General features: G+C 59.9%; 22 protein-coding genes. 5 read left to right on the top strand and 17 right to left on the bottom strand.

Features of this window, described 5'->3' with window-relative positions:
* Nucleotides 1-29 precede the first annotated feature (29 nt).
* Nucleotides 30-983 (bottom strand): LysR substrate-binding domain-containing protein, encoded by a 954-nt coding sequence (locus RE432_RS08130; RefSeq protein WP_310932809.1) that lies wholly within the window; start codon nucleotides 981-983, stop codon nucleotides 30-32.
* 110 nt (nucleotides 984-1,093) lie between these two features.
* On the opposite strand from RE432_RS08130, the gene RE432_RS08125 reads away from it, so the two are divergent.
* From RE432_RS08125 to RE432_RS08115, 3 genes are read left to right on the top strand one after another with little or no spacing between them, the layout of a single operon-like run.
* Nucleotides 1,094-2,068, top strand: coding sequence for a tripartite tricarboxylate transporter substrate binding protein (locus tag RE432_RS08125; protein WP_310932808.1), 975 nt, complete (start codon nucleotides 1,094-1,096; stop codon nucleotides 2,066-2,068).
* Between the two features lie 10 nt (nucleotides 2,069-2,078).
* Nucleotides 2,079-3,323, top strand: a complete 1,245-nt coding sequence (locus RE432_RS08120; protein WP_310932807.1) for a CoA transferase — start codon at nucleotides 2,079-2,081, stop codon at nucleotides 3,321-3,323.
* Nucleotides 3,324-3,339: 16 nt separating this feature from the next.
* Nucleotides 3,340-3,768, top strand: coding sequence for a MaoC family dehydratase (locus RE432_RS08115; RefSeq protein WP_310932806.1), 429 nt, complete (start codon nucleotides 3,340-3,342; stop codon nucleotides 3,766-3,768).
* A 62-nt stretch (nucleotides 3,769-3,830) separates the two neighbouring features.
* On the opposite strand, the gene RE432_RS08110 is transcribed toward RE432_RS08115, so the two are convergent.
* From RE432_RS08110 to tyrS, 9 genes are all read right to left on the bottom strand, one after another.
* Nucleotides 3,831-4,661 (bottom strand): FadR/GntR family transcriptional regulator, encoded by an 831-nt coding sequence (locus RE432_RS08110; RefSeq protein ID WP_310932805.1) that lies wholly within the window; start codon nucleotides 4,659-4,661, stop codon nucleotides 3,831-3,833.
* Nucleotides 4,662-4,710: 49 nt separating this feature from the next.
* Nucleotides 4,711-5,859 carry a mandelate racemase/muconate lactonizing enzyme family protein gene (locus tag RE432_RS08105; RefSeq protein WP_310932804.1) on the bottom strand — a complete coding sequence of 383 codons (1,149 nt, stop codon included), beginning with the start codon at nucleotides 5,857-5,859 and terminating at the stop codon, nucleotides 4,711-4,713.
* Nucleotides 5,860-5,884: 25 nt separating this feature from the next.
* Nucleotides 5,885-6,874, bottom strand: coding sequence for a tripartite tricarboxylate transporter substrate binding protein (locus tag RE432_RS08100; RefSeq protein WP_310932803.1), 990 nt, complete (start codon nucleotides 6,872-6,874; stop codon nucleotides 5,885-5,887).
* Nucleotides 6,875-7,076: 202 nt separating this feature from the next.
* Nucleotides 7,077-7,706, bottom strand: a complete 630-nt coding sequence (locus tag RE432_RS08095) for a riboflavin synthase (RefSeq protein WP_310932802.1) — start codon at nucleotides 7,704-7,706, stop codon at nucleotides 7,077-7,079.
* A gap of 10 nt (nucleotides 7,707-7,716) precedes the next feature.
* Nucleotides 7,717-8,859 (bottom strand): bifunctional diaminohydroxyphosphoribosylaminopyrimidine deaminase/5-amino-6-(5-phosphoribosylamino)uracil reductase RibD, encoded by a 1,143-nt coding sequence (gene ribD / locus RE432_RS08090; RefSeq protein WP_409079825.1) that lies wholly within the window; start codon nucleotides 8,857-8,859, stop codon nucleotides 7,717-7,719.
* Nucleotides 8,856-9,317, bottom strand: a complete 462-nt coding sequence (nrdR, locus tag RE432_RS08085) for a transcriptional regulator NrdR (RefSeq protein ID WP_310932800.1) — start codon at nucleotides 9,315-9,317, stop codon at nucleotides 8,856-8,858. The genes ribD and nrdR overlap by 4 nt, the downstream gene beginning before the upstream one ends.
* A gap of 39 nt (nucleotides 9,318-9,356) precedes the next feature.
* Complete coding sequence (glyA, locus tag RE432_RS08080) at nucleotides 9,357-10,601, bottom strand: serine hydroxymethyltransferase (protein WP_310932798.1); 1,245 nt, start codon at nucleotides 10,599-10,601, stop codon at nucleotides 9,357-9,359.
* 196 nt (nucleotides 10,602-10,797) lie between these two features.
* The gene (locus RE432_RS08075; RefSeq protein ID WP_310932796.1) at nucleotides 10,798-11,433 is read right to left on the bottom strand and encodes a YbhB/YbcL family Raf kinase inhibitor-like protein; all 636 of its coding nucleotides are present in this window, start codon (nucleotides 11,431-11,433) and stop codon (nucleotides 10,798-10,800) included.
* A 39-nt stretch (nucleotides 11,434-11,472) separates the two neighbouring features.
* Complete coding sequence (gene tyrS, locus RE432_RS08070) at nucleotides 11,473-12,702, bottom strand: tyrosine--tRNA ligase (protein ID WP_310932795.1); 1,230 nt, start codon at nucleotides 12,700-12,702, stop codon at nucleotides 11,473-11,475.
* Nucleotides 12,703-12,836: 134 nt separating this feature from the next.
* On the opposite strand from tyrS, the gene RE432_RS08065 reads away from it, so the two are divergent.
* Both RE432_RS08065 and RE432_RS08060 read left to right on the top strand, forming a co-directional pair.
* Nucleotides 12,837-14,204, top strand: coding sequence for a M23 family metallopeptidase (locus RE432_RS08065; protein ID WP_310932793.1), 1,368 nt, complete (start codon nucleotides 12,837-12,839; stop codon nucleotides 14,202-14,204).
* Between the two features lie 34 nt (nucleotides 14,205-14,238).
* The gene (locus RE432_RS08060) at nucleotides 14,239-15,345 is read left to right on the top strand and encodes an anhydro-N-acetylmuramic acid kinase (protein ID WP_310932792.1); all 1,107 of its coding nucleotides are present in this window, start codon (nucleotides 14,239-14,241) and stop codon (nucleotides 15,343-15,345) included.
* Between the two features lie 2 nt (nucleotides 15,346-15,347).
* On the opposite strand, the gene erpA is transcribed toward RE432_RS08060, so the two are convergent.
* From erpA to pmbA, 7 genes are all read right to left on the bottom strand, one after another.
* On the bottom strand, nucleotides 15,348-15,716 hold the full coding sequence (erpA, locus tag RE432_RS08055) for an iron-sulfur cluster insertion protein ErpA (RefSeq protein WP_310932791.1): 369 nt from the start codon (nucleotides 15,714-15,716) through the stop codon (nucleotides 15,348-15,350).
* Between the two features lie 86 nt (nucleotides 15,717-15,802).
* The gene (locus RE432_RS08050; RefSeq protein ID WP_310932789.1) at nucleotides 15,803-16,555 is read right to left on the bottom strand and encodes a DUF6776 family protein; all 753 of its coding nucleotides are present in this window, start codon (nucleotides 16,553-16,555) and stop codon (nucleotides 15,803-15,805) included.
* 54 nt (nucleotides 16,556-16,609) lie between these two features.
* A complete protein-coding gene (gene argC, locus RE432_RS08045; protein ID WP_310932788.1) occupies nucleotides 16,610-17,674 on the bottom strand; it encodes an N-acetyl-gamma-glutamyl-phosphate reductase in 1,065 nt (354 codons plus the stop codon).
* Nucleotides 17,675-17,833: 159 nt separating this feature from the next.
* Nucleotides 17,834-18,226, bottom strand: coding sequence for a 30S ribosomal protein S9 (gene rpsI, locus RE432_RS08040; RefSeq protein ID WP_310932786.1), 393 nt, complete (start codon nucleotides 18,224-18,226; stop codon nucleotides 17,834-17,836).
* Between the two features lie 9 nt (nucleotides 18,227-18,235).
* Nucleotides 18,236-18,664, bottom strand: coding sequence for a 50S ribosomal protein L13 (rplM, locus tag RE432_RS08035; protein WP_310932785.1), 429 nt, complete (start codon nucleotides 18,662-18,664; stop codon nucleotides 18,236-18,238).
* 326 nt (nucleotides 18,665-18,990) lie between these two features.
* Entirely contained in the window at nucleotides 18,991-20,091 is a 1,101-nt protein-coding gene (locus RE432_RS08030) for a TRAP transporter substrate-binding protein (protein WP_310932784.1), read from the bottom strand.
* An 86-nt stretch (nucleotides 20,092-20,177) separates the two neighbouring features.
* Nucleotides 20,178-21,545 (bottom strand): metalloprotease PmbA, encoded by a 1,368-nt coding sequence (gene pmbA, locus RE432_RS08025; protein ID WP_310932783.1) that lies wholly within the window; start codon nucleotides 21,543-21,545, stop codon nucleotides 20,178-20,180.
* Between the last annotated feature and the right edge of the window lie 68 nt (nucleotides 21,546-21,613).

The following is a 21,613-nucleotide window of genomic DNA, read 5'->3' as shown; positions in this document are numbered from 1 at the left end:
AACCGGCTTCCCTTGTATTTTCTCTGCTATTAGTTCAGTAACGCGAAAGCCCTGTCTCGTACCAGTTGGAACAGCTCTTGCGCAATTGGGGCGAGCTCGCCATCTTTAAGGTGAACGATGGCTACGCCCGGCAACGGTATGGCTTGTTTGACTGTCACGATGGTGAGCCCAAGGCGCTGGGCCAGATAATGCGCAGCATCGGACCGTACCGCACCCAATAATTGGGGCTGTTCTGCGACCATCGCCCCTATCAACGGTATGAAACTGGTCTCGATGGTTGGGCGAGGCATGGAAAGGCCGGCTGCCAGCATGGCACTGCGCAACGCATTATGTATCAGGGAGTCTTTTTGCGGAAACACCCAGGCATAGCCTTGCAAATCGCTGAGCTCGAACGTTTGTTGTGATCTTATGCTGGACGGGTGGGCCATTATCTTGACTTCATCGTGATACAGGGGTTCCACATGCAGCAAGGCGGCTTCATCGTCTGTAAGCAGCCGGGCCGGCAAACTTCCCACAATAAAGTCTACGTCCCCTTTCAAAAGCAGCTCAAATAACGCATTCGCTGTGCCGTCGATGACTTCCAGGCGCACCTTAGGGTGGTTCGAGGTCAACGCCGCCAACGGCTTGGCAAGTAGCGTAACGGTCGTATGCGATGGCGCGCCCAGGCGCAAAATCGTCTGGCCAGCATCACCATATGCATCCAGCTTGCTTTCAATCCGGGCCACTTGCTTAAGCACCAACCTTGAATGATGCACGAGTGACCACCCGAGCGGCGTCAGCACCACACCATCGCGTTTGCGCTCAAAGACGGCGGCGCCCAACGCCACTTCAGCCTCACGGGCGATCTTGCTGATCGCCGGCCCTGACAGGGCCATTTGGTCAGCAAGCATGCGAAACGACATGCCGTCGGCAACGCCGCATATTATCTCGAACTGCTTCAGCCGCAGGCGATTGATCAAGGTAGAACGAGTGGTGCTTTTCATGGTTAACCAAAAGTTATCACTAAGTGATTATAAGAAACTTTAAATTAAGTTGGTGCAGGACTATTCTTTTATCAACTGCCAAACATGGGCAGAGCCACCAAGGAGACAAGATGAAGATCTGGAAATCAGCCGGACTGGCATTGCTGGTCAGCGTAGCCCCTCTCGGTGCTCAAGCGCAGCAAGCATCCTGGCCGGCCAAGCCTATTACTATCGTCGTTCCCTTTCCCCCAGGAGGCGCCACAGATGTCATGGCCCGCATTCTGGCGCCCAAAATCGAAAAGGCGGTGGGGCAGCCTGTCGTCATCGAAAACAAGGCCGGCGCCGGCGGTACGATCGGCACTCGCGCAGTGGCGAACGCAAAGAATGATGGCTACACATTCCTGTGGGGCACTGTAGCAACACACGGCATTGGGCCCAATATCCGCAAGAATTCATCCTACGACGCAGTCAAAGACTTCACGCCCGTGGTGCATGTGGTTGATCAACCTTACGTGCTGGTTGTTCATCCCAGCCTGGGTGTCAGCAGCGTCGCTGAGCTGACAAGCAAAGCCAAGGCGAATCCTGGTGGAATTTCCGCGGCGTCGGCAGGCCAAGGTACTGGCGCCCACATGATCCTCGAAAAATATCAGACTGAAGCCCAGTCAACGTTCTTGCAGGTGCCCTATAAGGGGGCAGGCCCGGCCATGACGGATTTGCTGGGCGGCCAAGTCAAACTGACATTCGATGTGATCTTGACCACCGTGCCCTATATCGAGGCCAAGCGTGTTATCCCTCTGGCAGTGACCAGCGCCAGCCGTAGCTTGGCCTTGCCTGACGTACCCACGATGAACGAAGCAGGCATAACCGGATTCAATGCCGTAGGGTGGAACGGGATCTTTGCGCCGGCCGGGACATCAGACGACATCGTGCAGAAAGTCAACGTCGCAGTCAATGAAGCACTCAAGCTGCCTGAAATCAAGGACAGGATCATCAAGGACGGTTCTATACCGGTGGGTGGCTCGCCAGAGCAGTTCCAGCAGTTTGTGGAATCCGAGCTGGCAAGCTGGGGGGATGTTGCCCGCAAAGCCAATGTGATGCTGGATTGAAGGAAGATCGATGACCGACACATGCAGCAGCAAGAAGGCCAGTCATGAACAGCCATCGTACGCAGGAACAGGCCCGCTGGCAGGGGTTAAGGTACTGGATATCTCCACCGTTATCGCCGGGCCTTTGTCTGCAACGCTCTTGGCTGATTTCGGCGCCGAAGTCTTGAAAGTGGAAATCCCGGGCGATGGCGATCATATCCGGCAATTACCCCCCCACAAAGACGGCGTCTCCCTTTGGTCGAAGGCGGCCAACCGAAATAAGCGCGGCATAACGCTTGATTTGCGCGAGCCAGAGGGCTTGCGCCTATTCGAGCAATTACTGCCCGGGTATGACGTCTTGGTAGAGAACTTTCGTCCTGGCACGCTTGACCGCTGGGGCTTGACCATGGAACGGCTCACGCAACTGAGGCCGGACTTGATCGTGCTGCGGGTATCAGGCTTCGGTCAGACCGGCCCCTATAAACAGCGGCCGGGCTTTGCTCGAATCTTCGAAGCCATGTCCGGCTTTGTGAATCTTTGCGGCGAAAAAGAAGGACCGCCCCTCTATCCCGGTTTCCCGGTTTCGGATGCGTTAACGGGCGTTTTTGGCGCCTATGCCATCAGTGCCGCGCTTCTGCATCGCGAAAAGCACAGAGACGGTCAAGAAATTGATTTGTCCGCTACCGAGGCCATGTTTCGCGTGCTGGACTTCCTTCCCGTCGAGTACGACCAGCTTGGCGTTGTGCGTGGCCGGCAGGGCAATCTGAATGCCTATTCCGCGCCCAGCGACGTCTACAAAACCCAGGACAACAAGTGGCTGGCATTGGCCGTCAGCGCCCCCACAGTATTCAAACGATTAACCGTCGCCATCGGCCGCCCTGACCTCATGGAGAACCCTGCATTCAATACCAATGCAGCACGAATCAAGAACCGCATCGAAATCGAAACCATCATGCAAGACTGGTTCGCCAAACACACCGCCAACGAAGCCAGCAGCGTGCTCCACGCCCACGATGTCAGCTTCAGTCCTATTTACGATATCAGCGACATTTTTGAAGATCCTCACTTCAAAGATCGAGAAGCGCTTGTTGCGGTCAAAGATGAAGATTTTGGCTCGATCAGAATGCAGAATGTGGTACCGCGCTTCTCGAAAACACCCGGCACGGTGTGGCGCACCGGGCCGGGAATCGGACAGCACAACGCCGATGTCTATGGCGACGAGCTTGGCTTGTCCTCCCAAGAGCAGGATGCCTTGCGCAATAGGAAGATCATATAAACGAGGTGACGAGCAGATGTTGAACAGCACACTTGAATTGCCTGCCGAATTCACCAGTAAGTTCTGCTTGAATCAAGCGCATCTGGATGCCTACTTGAGTTCGGTGCATGGCGGGCACCCTGTGCACTCTTCCGACAGCCTGGCGCGTATGGCCGGCTTCAACGGTGTTCCTCTGGCGGGCGCACATGTCGTAGGGGCTGCCCTGGCAGCCTTTACAACATGCTTCGCAACCCGTCCCATCCAACTATTGGCGCTTGGATCGCGCTTTTTCTCACCCATCTACCCCGGCAGCACGATTGCGGTGACTGTCTTGCTGGATCAGGAGTCCGTAAAGACACGCCCGCATTATCAGATGGGTAGGTATGTGGGCAACTGCCTGCTGGAAAGTGGCATCAAGGCAGCCGAGCTGGATGTGCAATTACGCCTGATGCTGACTACGCGGTAACAATGTCTCGTCCGCCACCCTGCCAGAAACCAGCAGCTTTGTATTTATTGGCCGCAGGCAGGCTACAGCCCGTAGTGCCGCTCGACCCGTCCGATGTGATCCGACATGACGGCTTTCGCCCGTTCGGCATCCTGGTCCGCCAGCGCGGAGAATATCTGCCTATGCTGCGCATTGGATGCCCGGCTGCGTTCCTTGTCCTTGAAGAAAAGCAGGCGCCTGTTCTCGGACATAATATAAAAAGGACTGACCAACTGCATCAACACCAGGTTATGGGTGGCCCGGAATATCGCCATGTGAAACTCATAATCCAGGTTCGCCACGGACTCAATCGAGTTATCGACGGCTTCGTCAAAACGCGCCACGATGCCGCCGATATTGGCAATATCTTCATCGGTACGCCGTTGCGCGGCCAGGATGACGGCCTGAACCTCGATAATGCGCCGCACCTCCATGGTTTGGGCCAACTGCTCTGTCGAGAGCGCCAGATCGAGCCCGGAAAACAACGTGAGCGTTTCCAGGCTTATACGCTCCGGCGCCACATTCAAGTAAATGCCTGAATTGGGCCGGCGCTCCAGGTACCGCAGCCCCTCGAGCACCGAAAGCACCTCGCGCACAACGCCCCGCCCCACCCCGAAGCGTTCTGCCAGTTCCCGTTCGGATGGCAGGCGTTCGCCCGGGGCGTAATTCCTCTGGTCGATCAGCCTGACCAGCGCTGTCATCGTGCGAGTCGTTAGCTCATCTTTTTCTCTAGTCATATCAGAGGTCGTGCGTCCCCGGCGAAAAGCGAACTCGGCCGCGGCGTCTGTGAAGGTCGCTCTGGCCGTCGATTGATGGATATTCTTGAAGACGGCATGCCGCGTCGACACGTTTTCGTACTCACCGGAAGCGCGCATGCGCTCACGCGCCTCCAGCCCTTTCCATTATATCGATAAACACGGGGCATCAAGCCTTCTTGTCAAACCCCAGCCCGTCCAGCAAGGGGAAAGAAGAAAAGACAGATTCGTCCACATCCAGGCCTATCCCCGGCTTATCGATCGGGGCGACACAGCCATCCTGGCCGATATCGAATGCCGGCCCGAACATGTCCCGCAGCGGATTGACCTGGGAAACACACGCTTCGAAGTATCCGCCATTATCGATGGAAGCCAGAAAATGGATCGTGGCCGCCAGATTCAGCCCGCCCGCCGAACTATGAGGATTGACCGGGATGCGCCAGGCGGACGCCAGCGCTGCGATGCGCATGGCCTCGCTCACACCGCCCGTCTTGGAGAGGTCCGGCTGGAAGATCGTGACGGCCCTATCTTCGATAAGCCGTGCGAATTCGTAGCGGGTGTAATGGTTCTCGCCCGCTGCAATCGGCACCCATGGATTGATCTGCGCCGCGAGCCTGTAGGACGCAAAATCATTGCAGGGAAATGGCTCTTCGAGCCAATCCACATTTAGTTCGGCCAGCGCCGGCATGATTCGGCGCACATCGGCCAGCGTGTATGCCGTGTTTGCATCAGCCAGGATAACAATATCGTTCCCAAGTGCTTTGCGCACGGCCGCGATACGTGCAATGTCGTTGGCGGTGGTGTCGCCGATGCGCAATTTGACTGCCCGGTACCCCTGCTCCACATAGCCTTGCGCCTCGTCGGCCAGGCTGTCAGGGGCCTGATAGCCCAACGCGACGCCGCCGGCATAGGCCGGAATGCGTTTGGACGTTCCCCCCAGCATGCGATATAACGGCATGTTGGCGGCCTTGGCGCGGATGTCCCACAACGCCATGTCGATACCGCTGAGCGCCAGCGCGGCGCCTGCGCCCAAGCCATGGCTTGCGAGCTGCATCCGGTGCGCAAGCTCCCATACGCCGGCGACATCGCATGCATCCATGCCCTGCAAAAGCGGTCCCAGCGTATGGTTGATAACGCTTGCCACGGCGCCTGGACTACGCCCTGGGTGCGCCTCGCCGTAGCCTACCAGGCCGTCGGAAGTCTGGATCTTGACGATAATGACGTCACGTTTTCGAGCCGTGCCGATGCCCATCGCCACCGCTTTGCCCTCGGGAAAGCGAAAGGAAAGAGGCGTCGCAAGGATGCTGTCGATTTTCATGCTGCTTATCCTGTCAGTCTGATGTTTATTGAAGCGTTGCGCCGGATTCTTTCGCTACTTTGCCCCACCGCGCCGTCTCCGCTTCCAGGTATTGCTGGAACTCCTCGGGCGTGCTGGGCATCGTGTCCACGCCCATGCTGGTCATTCGCGCAACGAATTCTGGATTATTAAGCACCTTGACCATGTGGCCATTGATCTTGTCGATAATGGGCTTGGGCGTGCCCTTGGGCGCCAGGAAACCGAACCAGACATTCACCTCGTAATCGGACAAGCCCTGTTCGGCGATGGTCGGGATGTCGGGCGCGCCTGATGAACGCTCCTTGGTCGTGACGCCGAGCGCACGGACTTTTCCGGCCTGCACGTGGGGAAGTACGGCCGGCACCTGGTCAAACAGCATGGATATCTGGCCCGCCAATAAATCCTGCATCGCCTGGGCGCCGCCTTTATAAGGAACGTGCACGAAATCTATACCCGTCTGGGAACGCAACATTTCTCCCGCCAGGTGACTGGAACTGCCATTGCCGCTGGAGCCTTGGGTCAGCTTTCCGGGGTTCTGTTTTGCATAAGCAATCAACTCATCCAGCGTTTTAACCGGCAGCGAAGGGCTGACGGCCAGGATGTTGGCCACACCGCCATACAGGCTGATGGGTTCAAAATCTTTCAGAGGATCAAAATTGAGCGAGGCATAGATCGCCGGGTTGATGGCCAGGCCGATCGGCCCCATGAGCAGGGTATAGCCATCGGGCCGCGCACGGGCGACATGGTCGAACGCGATGTTGCCTCCGGCTCCGGGACGATTTTCCACGACAAAGGGTTGTCCCATCGCTTGCGACAATTGGTCAGCCATCAAACGCGCCAACGTCGTCGTCGTGCCCCCGGCGCCGAAAGGCACTACGAGCGTAATAGCCTTGGCGGGATAGGAATCCGCATTGGCCGAGGCGGCGCCTGCGGTGAATATGAGCGCAGCGATCGCCGCGACCGAGCGCAGAAAGCGCGCCTTGAAAAAATGCCTCATTCTGTCCATCTCCTCAAATAATTTAAAAGGATATTTTTGGTAATACCAAATTGGTAGTGCCAATTATAGAGATAGATGAACGACAAGTCCAGGGAATAGAAAAATGGAAGCCCGCGAAGAGCGGGCAACAAAAAAGGACTTACAGAGTTCGGTCTGTAAGTCCTTTTACCCTATGCTGCGCTCAGCCTGGCGGCCTGCTACCTTATTGCTCCGGCCTGGCCTGCAGGCTGACCATGCGTTCCACATAACGCGCAATGGTATCGATTTCCAGATTGACCAGCGCGCCTTCGGTCAGATGCTTGAGCGTGGTGACCTGCACGGTGTGGGGGATCAGGTTGATGCGGATCTCGCAGCCACTGACCGCATCGTCCACATGATTGACGGTCAGGCTGACGCCATTGACGGTGACCGACCCTTTATAAGCCATGTATTTGGCCAGGCTGTGCGGCACTTTGATGCGCAAGTCCCATGACTCGCCCACCGGCTCGAAGAGGCTGACCTCGCCCAGGCCGTCGACGTGACCCGACACCAGATGGCCGTCAAGCGAATCGCCCATGCGCAAGGCATGCTCCAGATTGACTTCGCCCACGGCGTCCAGGCCCGCCGTGCGGTTCAGGCTCTCACGCGAGACATCGACACTGAAGGTGTCCGGCCCCAGCGCCACCACCGTCATACAAGCCCCTTGTATGGCAATGGAATCACCCAGCTTGGTGCTGTCGCGTAAAAAATCCTGGACCTGCAGCGTCAGGTGGACGCCCGCGTCTTTCTGGCAATCGTTGAATGGCGAGACCTCGATAATCCTGCCAACTGCCGCAACAATTCCTGTGAACATGTTCTACCCTCTAGTTCCCGTGCCGCAATCCCTGCAGCAAAGCCTTCCAGTGGCCGATGTGCCGTGCACGCAGCCTGACGTCCGGCGCCACACTGGCGGTGTCGATAAACTCGAACGGCTGCGCGTCCGCCAAGCGTTGCAGGGGCTCAAGATGCGCCATGCCTATGCCGTCGCCCAGCAGCATCGGCGCCATATAGACCAGCAATTCGTCGGCGCATTGCGCCTGGACCAGCGCGCCGCTGAGCCGGGCGCCGGCTTCGACATGCACCTCGTTGATGTCCTGCTCGCCCATCCACCGCATCATGGCATTCAGGTCGACCCGGCCGTTCGCGGCGGGCAACTCGATGACCTGCGCGTTGCGGTCGGCAAGCCGCTGGGCTTTTTCCGGATCGGCGGCGCAGGTGAATACCCAGGCCGGGGCGCCATCGAAAATCCGGGCCTGCGGATCGATCTGAAGCCGGGAATCGACAATCGCCTTGATGGGGGGCCGGGCCGTTTCCACATGACGCACATTCATCTGCGGATCGTCGGCCCGCACCGTGCCCACGCCCGTCAGCACGACACAGCTGCGCGCGCGCCAATGATGGCCATCGGCACGGGCGGCCGGGCCGGTAATCCACTGCGACTGCCCGTTGGCCAGCGCAATACGGCCGTCCAGCGAGGCGGCTAGCTTCAGCCAGGCCCACGGCGTCTTGCGTGTCATGCGGGCCACAAAACCCGGATTGACCGCCAAGGCCTCTTCGGTACAGACGTCCGTGGCAACGGCAATGCCCGCCGCCTGAAGCTTGGCGATGCCCTGGCCGCCCACCAAGGGGTTGGGGTCGCTCATGGCGATGACGATACGGGCGGGCCTGGCGGCAATCAGGGCGTCGACACAGGGCGGCGTACGGCCATAATGGCTGCAAGGCTCCAGGGTGACGTAGACGGTGGCGCCCGCCACGTCAATGCCGCGTTCGGCGGCCTGGCGCAAAGCCATGACCTCGGCATGGGGGCCTCCGGCCCGTTGCGTCGCCCCGGACGCCAGCAATTGGTCGCCGCGCACAATCAGGCAGGCCACGCGCGGGTTGGGCGCAGTCACATACAGGACGCTTTCGGCCAGCTGCAGCGCCTGGCGCATCCAACGTTCGTCACAGACAGGCTGATTTGTGGTCACGACTTGGACGGAACTTGAATTTCATCGATGGCTTTGACGAACTCGCCTAAGTCCTCAAAGCTTTTGTATACCGATGCGAAACGCACATAAGCGACCTGGTCCAGTTTCTTGAGCTCGCCCATGACCAGTTCGCCCACATAGCCCGAAGCGACCTCGCGCAGGCCGCTGACCAGCAGGCTTTCCTCGATGCGCGCCACCGCGGCATCGACGTCTTCAGTGCTGACGGGCCGCTTGCGCAATGCCAGGTTCAGGCTGCCCCGCAGCTTGTTCACGTCGAACTCGACGCGCGTGCCATTGCGCTTGACCAGCGCCGGCATCACCAGTTCAACGCGCTCGTAGGTGGTGAAGCGGCGATCGCACGCCGTGCAGCGCCGGCGGCGGCGTATGGTGTCGCCCTCTTCCGAAACCCGGGAGTCGATCACCTGCGTATCGAAACTGCTGCAAAATGGGCATTTCATGTTTGGCGGGCCCCAGGCACCCCTGGAGCCAGTTCCGTATTAACGGTAAACCGGCAAACGCGCGGTCAGCTCGTTCACGCGCTTGCGGACATCGGCGATGGCCGACTCGTCGCGTGGATTGTCGAGCACATCGGCGATCAGGTGCCCGGTCAGCTCGGCCTCGGCTTCCTTGAAGCCGCGGGTGGTCATGGCCGGCGTACCCAGCCGCACGCCGCTGGTGACAAACGGCTTTTCGGGATCGTTGGGGATGGCATTTTTATTGACGGTGATGTGGGCCTGCCCAAGCACGGCTTCAGCTTCTTTACCGGTAATGCCCTTGGCGCGCAGGTCGACCAGCATGACATGGCTTTCGGTGCGGCCAGACACGATGCGCAAGCCGCGCTCGACCAGCGTACGCGCCAGCACATCGGCGTTTTTCACGACCTGGGCGGCATACGCCTTGAACTCGGGCGACAGAGCTTCTTTGAAAGCGACGGCCTTGGCGGCAATCACGTGCATCAGCGGGCCGCCCTGTATACCTGGGAAAATAGCCGAGTTGATGATTTTTTCGTGCTCGGCTTTCATCATGATGACGCCGCCGCGCGGCCCGCGCAGGGATTTATGGGTGGTGGACGTGACAAAGTCGGCATGGGGCACGGGGTTGGGATACGCGCCACCCGCCACCAGCCCGGCGTAGTGTGCGATATCGACCATGAACAAGGCGCCGTTGTCGTGCGCAATGCGCGCCATGCGTTCGAAGTCGATACGCAAGGCATAGGCCGATGCGCCGCCCACGATCAGTTTGGGCTTGTGTTCTTTGGCGAGCTTTTCCAACTGGTCGTAATCGAGCTCTTCGTTGGCATCAAGGCCATAGGACAAAAAGTTGTACAGCTTGCCCGAGGCGTTGACGGGCGAACCGTGCGTCAGGTGGCCGCCTTCGGCCAGGCTCATGCCCAGCACCGTGTCGCCCGGCTTCAGGACCGCCATATAGACGCCCTGATTGGCTTGCGAGCCCGAGTTGGGCTGGACGTTGGCGGCTTCGGCCCCAAAGATTTCCTTCAGGCGGTCGATGGCCAATTGCTCTACGACGTCGACGTACTCGCAGCCGCCGTAATAGCGCTTGCCCGGATAACCTTCTGCGTACTTGTTCGTCAGTTGCGTACCCTGGGCCTGCATGACGGCGGGGCTGGTGTAGTTTTCAGACGCGATCAGTTCGATGTGCTGTTCCTGGCGAACATTTTCTTTTTGTATGGCGGCCCAGACGTCGGCATCGACAAGATCAAGAGTGCGAGAACGGTCAAACATGGAGATATCCCAAGGTAATTACGCAGGTGGCGAGAAATAAAGGTCTTTATTCTAGCTCGAATAGCTGTCTTTCCGACGCCTTCAGGCGGTAAAGACTGCCTGGACAGCGGTTTTCAGCCACCGTGGCCATTCGGCATGAGCGCGGCTCAAGATGAGTTGAGCCGCGCTCATGGCCTGGCCAAAGCCGGTGGCGTTGCTAAGCCTTGGAGGCAAGCCGCGGATTCAGGGTATAGATGCCGGTCAGAGAGGCCTGTGCCAGCACGTGGCCTTGAATCGCCTTGATCACGTCCCCGCCGGTAAAACGGCCCTCGAAGGGAAGCTCGGGCACATCAAGCGCATAGACGGTGAAAACATACCGATGCACGATGGAGTCGTTCCAGGGCGGACATGGGCCGTCATAGCCGAAATAGTCACCGTTCATGTCGCGGTCCGCGGCAAACCAGGTGGTGAAATCGTTGACGCCCTGACGGGTGCCATCCAGCGCAAGCGGGCCTGCCTTGCCGCGCGGCGTAATGCCATCGGAATACGCGCCTTCGGCGATTTGCGTGACACTTGCCGGAATGTCGATCAGCGTCCAGTGATAGAAATCGACCCGGGGCAGCGTGCTGGGGATTTCGCGGTCTTCCTGATTGACGTCGTCGGGCTTGCTGGGCACGTCGGGATCATGGCAGATCACCACAAACGACTGGGTCGCAGCAGGCGCGTCAGACCAGGCCAGATGCGGATTGGCGTTGCCCGCAAGCGCCACATGGTTCTGCCCATCCATCTTGCCGAAGGCGTTGCGCTCGGGCATATGCCCCTGGTCTGAAAATGATTCACTGATTAGTTTCATCATGAACTCCTGTTACGAAGGGCTGCGGCCGGAAGGCGGCTAGCCAGTTAACGTGACACGGGCAAATTTGCGTTTGCCCACCTGAACAACATAGGTGCCGGCAGGAAGCTGCAGCGCCTTGTCTTCGATGCGATCGCCATCGACCCGTACGCCCCCCTGCTCGACGTTGCGCTGGGCCTCGGCGCCCGAGGCCACCAGGCCCGCTTCGCGCAAGACCTTCAGAATCCCCAGTGGCGCGGCGCCGAGTTGAAGCTCGGGCATCTCGTCCGGGATGGCGCCGTCGCGGAAACGGGCCTCGAACGCGGCCAGCGCGTCGTGCGCGGCCTGCGGCGAATGGAAGCGGGCCACGATTTCCTGCGCCAGGGCGACTTTGGCATCGCGCGGATTCATGCCCTGTTTTACCTTATTTTGCAGCTGGGCAATATCATCCATTGAGCGGAAAGACAGCAGTTCGAAATACTTCCACATCAGGGTGTCGGAAATCGACATGAGCTTGCCGAACATAGAGTCGGGCGATTCTGTGATGCCTATGTAATTGCCCTTGGACTTGGACATCTTGTCGACCCCGTCGGTGCCTTCCAGCAGGGGCATGGTCAGGATGCACTGCGGCTCTTGCCCATATTCTTTTTGCAGCTCGCGGCCCACCAGCAGGTTGAACTTCTGGTCGGTTCCGCCCAGTTCGAGATCGGATTTCAAGACAACGGAGTCGTAGCCCTGCATCAGCGGATACAGAAACTCGTGCACGGAAATGGGTATGCCGCCCTTGAAGCGGCGTGTGAAGTCTTCACGCTCCATCATGCGGGCGACGGTGTAGCGCGACGCCAGTTGGATCAGCCCCCGCGCGCCCAACGCGTCGCACCACTCGGAGTTGTAGCGGATTTCGGTGCGGGCCGGGTCCAGGACCAGGCTGGCCTGCGCGTAATAAGTCTTGGCGTTCTCGTGGATCTGTTCGGCCGTCAGCGGCGGACGCGTGGCATTGCGCCCGCTGGGATCGCCGATCATGGACGTAAAATCGCCGATCAGGAATATGACGGTATGCCCCAGGTCTTGCAGCTGGCGCATCTTGTTCAGCACGACGGTGTGGCCCAGATGGATGTCGGGCGCGGTGGGGTCCAGCCCCAGCTTGATGCGCAGCGGCTTCCCATTGGCATGGCTGCGGGCAAGCTTTCTGGCGAACTCGGCCTCGACCAATAGTTCGTCACAGCCTCGCTTGGCGATACGCAGGTATTCTTCGACTTCCGGGGTGACGGGCGCTTCGGTTGACGGCATATGAAAAGGCTTCAGAGGTAATAAAAGGGGAAATATGCAAAAAAACGCTCGAAAAACCGAGCTTAATACGCTAGCATAACGTGCGAGCGCAATATCCGTCTAATTCAGCAGCGCATTTCTAGGTTTTTGTTTTTATGTTCAAGAAAGGGACCCCTGGCACTCCCTCCTACCGAGACACCCTTCGAGCGCACCGCTCACATCATTTCCTCCGTAACGGACTGGTTTTCGTCGCGCTGGCCCTGTTCGCCGGCGCCGCGGCGCTGGCGGTGGTCAAGCCGCCCGAAGCCCCGGTCGTCTACGAGGCCCGAAAGACCCTCGATCTGCCTGCCCCATTCCCCCAAGTCCAGGGGGATTTTTCCGCCCCCTTCATCAGCGAAACCCAGATTCGCCGCGGCGACACACTGGCTGCGCTGCTTCAACGCCTGCGCGTACAAGAGGCCGGCCTGCAGGCTTTCCTGGTCCAGGACAAGGACGCCCGCTCTATTTACAAGCTCTACCCCGGACGCAACGTGCAGGCGGCGCTCGATCAGGACGGCAACCTGGTCTGGCTGCGCTACAACCATACACCGCGCGCCACCGAAGACGGCCAGCCTGTTTCACGCTGGCTTGAAGTGGCCCCCGACGGCAAAGGCGGGTTTACCGCCACCGAGCAAAGCCAAATCGCCAGCGCCCAGATCCGTATCGCCGAAGGGTCGATCAAAAGCTCTTTGTTCGGCGCCACCGACGAAGCCGGCATTCCCGACGCCATCACTTTGCAGATGACCGAGATTCTGGGCAGCAAAATCGATTTCATCCGCGACCTGCGCACCGGCGACCGGTTTCGCATCGTCTACGAAACCTACGCGCACGAAGGCCGCGAAGTGGGCACGGGCCGCATTCTGGCGCTTGAATTCACCAACCGGAACAAGGCATACGAAGCCGTGTGGTTTGCGCCTGACCAGAAGTCGGGCAGCTATTACGACTTCAACGGCGCCAGCCTGAAAGGCGCATTCCTGCGCACCGCCCTGAAATTCACCCGCATCAGCTCAACCTTCGGCATGCGCCGCCATCCCGTGCATGGCGTCTGGCGCGGACACAATGGCGTCGATTATGCCGCCCCGACCGGCACGCCCATTCATGCCACCGCCGATGGCGTCGTGGAATTCAAGGGGCAGCAAAGGGGCTATGGCAATACGGTCATCCTGAAGCATCACAATGGCTACAGCACCCTGTATGCGCATCAAAGCCGTTTTGCCAAGGGCCTGAAGAAAGGCGATACGATCAGCCAGGGCCAATTGATCGGCTATGTCGGCTCCACCGGCTGGGCCACCGGGCCCCACCTGCATTACGAGTTCCGGGTCAACAACAAGCCGGTCGACCCCTTGTCGGTCGATCTGCCGGTTGCCCGCACCCTGGACAAAACTCACCGCAAGGCGTTCGAGCAAACGGTGGCGCAGTACCGGGAACACATCCACTTTTTAGCCGATCTGCAAAGCGACGACACCCAGGTCGCCAGCCGCTGACCATGCCGCTGGCCCGTCGCACGGCATGGCCCGCATGAGCAAGACACTCTTCATAGGCCTGATGTCGGGCACCAGCACGGATGGCGTCGATGCCGTGCTGGCCGACTTCTCTGAACCCAGCCGCCCGGGCCTGCTGGCGTCCGTGTCGCTGCCGATGCCGCAAGCGCTGCGCAACGAATTCCTGGCCCTTAACATAGCCGGGCCGGACGAATTAAGGCGGGCCGCCCTGGCGGGCAATGCCCTGGCCGACCTGTATGCCCGAGCCTGTCTTGAATTACTGGAACAGGCAAAGGCGGGGCCGGACCAGATCGCCGCCATCGGCGCGCATGGCCAGACAGTCAGGCACGATCCGGCGGCCGGCTATACCATTCAGGTCAACGCGCCCGCCCGGCTGGCCGAACACACCGGCATCGCGGTGATTGCCGATTTCCGTTCCCGCGATGTGACTGCCGGCGGCCAGGGCGCCCCGCTGGTTCCCGCCTTCCACCACGCCCTGTTTGCTTGCGGCCGGACCCGCGCCATTCTGAACCTGGGCGGTATTGCCAATGTCACCTTGCTGGATGCCAAGGGCGGCATACGCGGCTTTGATACCGGGCCGGCCAACGTACTGCTGGATCTATGGGTACACGCCAAGACAGGACGCGCTTACGATGCGGACGGACAATGGGCCGGGACGGGGCAATGCCACGCCCCGCTGCTGAACTACCTGATGGACAGCGAGCCCTGGTTTCGCCGGGCGCCGCCCAAATCGACCGGCCGGGATCTGTTCAACTGGACCTGGCTGGCCCAGCGGCTTGAGCAGTTTGGCGCGCCGACCCCGGCGGATCACGACATCCAGGCCACGCTGCAGATGCTCACGGCGCGCACCGTGGCCCAGGCCCTTGCCGAGCATGCCCCCGATACCGCGGAGGTCATTGTGTGCGGCGGCGGCGCCCTGAACCAGGGCTTGATGCGTGATCTGCAGCACCTGATCCCCGCGCCGGTCTACCCCAGCTCGGCGCTGGATGTACCGGTGCAATTGGTGGAAGCGCTGGCCTTTGCCTGGCTGGCCTGGGCCCATGAAAACGGGCAGCCCGCCGGGCTGCCCGCTGTAACCGGCGCACGCCAGCCTACTGTGCTGGGGTGCAAATATCCCGCCTGAGCTCAGGGCGAGAAGGACGAGCCGCAGCCGCAGGTGGAGTTGGCGTTAGGGTTGCGGATCACGAACTGAGCGCCTTCCAGGTCATCTTTGTAGTCGATTTCAGCCCCGACCAGATACTGGAAGCTCATGGGGTCGACCAGCAACTGCACCCCTTCCTTGTCGATGGTGGTGTCGTCGTCATTGATGGTTTCGTCGAACGTGAAGCCATATTGAAAACCAGAGCACCCGCCGCCTTGCACAAACACGCGCAACTTGAGTTCGGGGTTGTCTTCGTCGGCCAGCAGCTCTTTAACCTTGTTTGCCGCGGCATCGGTAAAAATCAGCGGTGACGGCGGCGCTTGCAGATCAATGGATTCGGTTTGGGCAATCATGTGGGCACTCCAAGGCAACCATCAGGGGTTGCGTAATATGAAAACTACTATAACACTCGCGCAAGGGGCCTGCCTATCGGGCGGGGTCACTGCGCGTCGCCGCCCGACAGGTCGACAGTGCGCGAGACGCGCAGCTTGTTTCCTTCGAGCACGTTCAAGGTGACGGCTTGCGGCGTAAACCCGTCGGGGATGCTGAGCAAGCCGCCGCCCCGCTGGAATTCGTCGAAGCTCAGGGCAAACTCGCCGGTATCGACAGCGGCCTGGCCGCCGGCGTCCGCAACTGTTTCGGCCGCGCCTGGCGCCAGCACAGGTTTCAGGGTGACCTCGGCCTGGGCGCCGTCCTGCTGCTTACCCTTGGCGACGAACTGCATATGGCCCCTGAACGGCGCGCCATCTTGCGCGTTGCGCATCAGCAGCACCCTGTATTGCAAGGTGGGGCCGATCCGTTCGACTTCAAGAGCCCGTATGCTGATCGCCCCTTTGGGGCCGGGCGGCAGCAACTGATCGAAGAAAGCCAACTGGTCGCGTGCGCGCCCCAGTTCGGCCTGGGTGGCCTGCAAGCTTGCTTCCAGCCCTTTGCGCGTGCTTTCTTCAACGACGAGCTGGCCCAGCAGGGCATCGACCTGGGCCCGCGCGCCCGCCAGTTGGTCCTGGCTGCTGTCCAGCTCGCGCTGCATATGCTGCTTCATGGCGCCATACTGCCGGCTGGCCTCGCTTTGAAACCCATATCGGGCGCCTGCCGCGCCCAGAACCAGCCCCGCCAGCAGGCCCAGCACAAGCAGGCCTGCTTTGCCCTTCTTGCGGGGCGGAACGCTTGCTACCGAATCTTTATTGCTCATGGAGAACAGACCGGTCAGGGGAACATGAGTTCCCGGCAGGCCGCGAAACAGGTGTTACGGAAGCACCGCCACGTGGGTCAGGCCCGCCGACTCGGGGAAGCCGAACATCAGATTCATGTTCTGCACCGCCTGCCCCGATGCCCCTTTGACCAGATTGTCTTGGGTGACCAGGATGACCAACTGATCGCCGCCATCTGGACGATGGACGGCAATGCGCAGATGATTCGAGGCGCGTACCGACCGGGTTTCGGGCAGGCTGCCGGCCGGCATGACGTCAACGAACGCTTCGCCGGCGTAGCGCTGTTCGAACAGCGCCTGAAAATCGGTATCGAGCGCTTCGGGCAAAATGCGAACGTAAAGGGTCGAGAACATGCCGCGGATCATGGGCACCAGGTGCGGCACGAAAGTCAGCCCGACCGGCTTGCCTGCGATGCGCTGCAACTGCTCGGACACTTCGGGATGGTGGCGGTGGCCCGCCACGCCATAAGCCTTGAAATTATCGCTGGCCTCGGAAAACAGCGTACTGACTTCGGCCTTGCGCCCCGCGCCCGACACGCCCGATTTGCAATCCGCAATGATGTGCGTGGTATCGACCAGCTTGCGTCCGCCTTCGAGCAAGGGCGCCAGCCCCAGCAGCACGGTGGTCGGGTAACAGCCGGGATTGCCAATAACCTGGGCATTGGCAATTTGCTTGCGATTGAGCTCGACCAGTCCGTAGACCGATTCAGCCAGAACCGACGGGCAGGCATGCGGCATTTTGTACCACCGCTCGAACACCTGGGTGTCTTGCAGGCGGAAATCGGCAGCCAGGTCAATAAGCCGGACCTTGTGCTTGAGCAGGTTTTCGGCCTGGCTCATGGCCACGCCATGGGGCGTGGCGAAAAAGACGACATCGCATTGCTCGAGCGCCGCCTTTTCGGGCGTCTGGAAACAAATGTCTACGCGCCCGCGCAGATTCGGGAACATGTCTGACACCGGCATGCCGTCTTCCTTGCGCGAGGTAATGGCCGTGAGGTCGACATGCGGATGCTGGGACAGCAGGCGCAGAAGCTCTACGCCCGTGTAGCCCGTACCGCCCACAATACCCACTTTGATCCGAGATGGCGCTGCCGAAGTCATAATAAATCCCAAAAAACAATCATCAACAATAAGATTATGCAACAAGCCTGCCCTGCGCAGGACATTACCCATGACAAACTTGCCTGATAGAAAGCAAAAGCCCCCAGCCGGGGCTGGGGGCTTTTGTGTCGCAAGGCCCTGGGCCCGTACAGCAGCGGATTAACGCTTGCTGAACTGTTTGCGGCGACGTGCTTTGTGGAAACCGACTTTCTTGCGTTCGACTTCACGGGCATCGCGCGTGACAAAGCCAGCTTGCTTCAGCGGCGACTTGAGCGTTTCGTCGTAGTCGATGAGCGCGCGGGTAATGCCGTGACGCACTGCGCCGGCCTGGCCGCTTTCACCGCCGCCGTGAACGTTGACATGAAAGTCGAACGATTCCAGGTGGTTGGTGAGCTCGAGAGGTTGACGAACGACCATGCGGCCGGTTTCGCGAGCGAAATATTCATCGACAGGCTTGCCATTGATGACGATTTTGCCCGAGCCTTTCTTCAAGAACACGCGGGCTACCGACGTTTTGCGGCGGCCTGTTCCATAGTTCCAATTACCGATCATGACCTATCCTTAGAATTCCAGCGGTTTGGGCTGCTGAGCAGAATGGGGGTGCTCGGCGCCGGCATAAACCTTGAGCTTCTTGGCCATGGCGTAACCCAGCGGACCCTTGGGCAGCATGCCCTTGACGGCTTTCTGGATGGCGCGGCCAGGAAAACGCTCTTGCATTTTCTGGAAGTTGGTTTCGGTAATACCGCCCGGATACGTCGAGTGACGGTAGTATTTCTTGTCTTGCGACTTATTACCGGTTACAACGATATCGGCTGCATTGATGATGACGATGTAATCGCCGGTGTCAACGTGGGGCGTGAATTCTGGCTTGTGCTTGCCGCGCAAACGGCGTGCGACTTCGCTGGCCACACGACCGAGGACTTTGCCCTTGGCGTCAATCACGTACCAGTCACGCTTGACTTCATGCGGCTTGGCCACAAAGGTCTTCATGATGGTTCCTAGTATCAAAAAACAGGTTTGCGCGCCGGGCAAGACCGCAGCCGCATCACCTTTTTGCCGGGTTTTCAGCAAAAACAGGGGAGTTTTCCCGGCCAGGGCGTGCCCTAACCTGCCTAAGCGTTGTATCTCGCCCGTGCAATTAGCCAGAAAAGCCCATCATATTAACACATTACAAATCCGTTGGACAGCCAGCCCAAGCCCAGCCTGACGATGCCGGCCGCGGCGCGCGGCAAACAAACAACAAAAACGGCCCCTGGTCTGGATATGGATCCAGACCAGGGGCCGTAAAGCCCGGCCTTCGGCCAGGCGGACCTGATTTACTTCTTCTGGTTGGCCAGCGCCAGGCCCAGGTAGTTATCGTAGGAACCTTCGGCAACACGGAACCAAGGCACGATGCCGTCGCGGAATGCCATGTAGTTGTCGTAGATTTTTTTGAAGCCGGCGTTTTTATCGCAGAATTCTTTGTAGACTTCGTTGGAAGCCTTGAACGAAGCATCCATGACGTCGCGCGGGAAAGCCTTGAGGACGGCGCCGCTGCCGATCAGGCGGCGCAGGGCTGCCGGGTTGTGGGCGTCGTAGTTGCCGATCATCCGGCCGCCGGCAGCGCGCGAGGCGATGTCGATCAGCGACTGGTATTGTTTGGGCAGCTCGTTGTAGGCCGTATCGTTGACGTACAGCGACACTTGAGCCGAACCTTCCCACCAACCCGGATAGTAATAATATTTGGCGACTTTCTGGAAGCCGAGCTTTTCGTCGTCGACCGGACCCACGAACTCGACCGCATCCAGCGTGCCTTTTTCAAGCGAGGGGTAGATGTCGCCCGGGGGAATCTGCTGGGGCACCACACCCATGCGGGACAGCACTTCGCCCGCAAAGCCGGCCGTGCGCATCTTCAGGCCTTGAAGATCGGCGACAGATTTGATTTCCTTGCGGTACCAGCCGCCCATCTGCGTCCCGGTGTTGCCCAGGGGGAAGTTGATGATATTGCGGGGCGCGAACAGTTCGCGCATGAGCTTCATGCCATCGCCTTCGTACATCCACGAATACATCTGGCGCGCGTTCAGGCCGAAAGGAACAGCGGTATCGAAGCAGAAGGAAGGATCTTTGCCGTAGTAATAGTAAGAAGCGGTCTGGCCGCATTCGACCGTACGGTTGCCGACCGCATCCATGACGCCGAAGCCGGGGACGATTTCACCGGCCGGATACAGGCGGATCGAAAAATTGCCGTCGGAGGCCTCTTCGACCATTTTGCAGAATGTTTCCGCCGTCGAATAGAGAGGGGGAAGCGAAGGCCCGTAAGTGGAAGTCATTTTCCAGCTTATTTTGGGGTTGCTTTGCGCAAATACGGGTGCGGCCACGGCGGCAGAACCTGCCACGGCGCCCAGGCCCGCTTTTTTTAGAAATGAACGACGCTGCATGTAAAGCTCTCCTTTCGGCATTCAAATATTTTTGCAGAAGTACTGCCAACCAAGATATTACACCGTGTAGCAAGCCTTGTAACGAATTACTGCCCCGCAATGGCCATCTGCTCGATCAGGATGGAGCCCGTCGACTTGGAACCCCGGGTGATGGTGTCGGCCCCCACGGCAACAATCTGGCGCAGCATGTCGGCCAGGTTGCCCGCAATGGTGACTTCCTGCACCGCATGGCGGATTTCGCCGCCCTCGACCCAGTAGCCGAACGCCCCGCGCGAATAATCGCCGGTCACGTAGTTGACCCCCTGCCCGATCAGTTCGGTCACCAGCAGGCCGGTGCCCATTTTCTTGAGCATGGCCCGGAAATCGTCGTCCGGCCGCGTCAGCCGCGACGACAATTGCAGATTGTGCGAGCCGCCCGCATTGCCAGTGGTTTCCATGTTCAGTTTACGCGCCGTGTAGGTCGACAGGAAATACCCCTGCAAGATACCGCCCACGACGACGTCGCGCGCCGACGTGCGCACCCCTTCGCTGTCGAAGGCGGAACTGCCCATGGCGCCACGCAACAGCGGGTTTTCAGATACGTCCAGGTGATCGGCCAGCACGGGCTTGCCCAGCGAATCAAGCAGGAAGCTGGCCTTGCGATACAGGGCGCCGCCGCTGGTGGCCTGCACCAGGGCGCCCAGCAGGCCGATGGCCAGCGGCGCCTCGAACAGCACGGGGAAACGACCCGTCTTGATGCGGCGCGCCGATAGCCGGGACAGGGTTCGCTCGGCCGCATAGCGCCCGACGGCTCCGGGGTCAGCCAGATTGGCGGCTGCGCGCGCGGTGGAGTACCAGTAGTCGCGCTGCATATTGGCGCCGCGCCCGGCGATCGGGGCGACCGACAGGCTGTGGCGCGAATAGGGATAGCCGCCCATGAATCCGCGGCTGTTGCCCAGCACGAAATGGCCTTCATAGGTATCGACTGACGCGCCATCGGTATTGGTAATCAGCGCGCTCGTATCGTGGGCGGCGCTTTCGGCCTGTATGGCCAGTTGCGCGGCGGCTTCCGCCGAAATGTCCCAGGGATGATGCAGCGCCAGATCGGGGAAGTCGGTGGCAAGCAGGCCGGCATCGGGCAGTCCCGCAGCCGGATCGGCGGCGGTATAACGCGCAATATGCCAGGCGGCCTCGACGGTTTCCCGCAGCGCCTCGGGCGAAAAGTCGGACGTGGAGGCCGACCCGCGCCGCTGGCCGGCGAAAACGGTCACATCCAGGGAGCGATCGCGCGTCTGCTCGACGGTTTCAATGTCTTGATTGCGTACCGACACCGACAAGCCCCGGCTTTCCGAGACCTCGGCCGCGGCGTCAGAGGCGCCCAAAGACTTGGCATGCGCCAGCGCGTCGCCGACCAACTCGCGAAAACGCGCCTGGTTTTCGGAAATGGGAAGGAAAGAGGTAGGGTGGTCGCTCATGAGGGCTCAGGCAGGAATACTCGGCCTGAAATTGTACCTGCAGACCGGCGCGCTAACCGTAACGCCGG

The sequence above is a fragment of the Pusillimonas sp. SM2304 genome, assembly GCF_031628915.1.
In the GTDB taxonomy this organism is placed as follows: domain Bacteria; phylum Pseudomonadota; class Gammaproteobacteria; order Burkholderiales; family Burkholderiaceae_B; genus Pusillimonas_C.
Note: the sequence above shows the minus strand (reverse complement) of the source record. Positions and strands in the feature narration are given on the sequence as shown.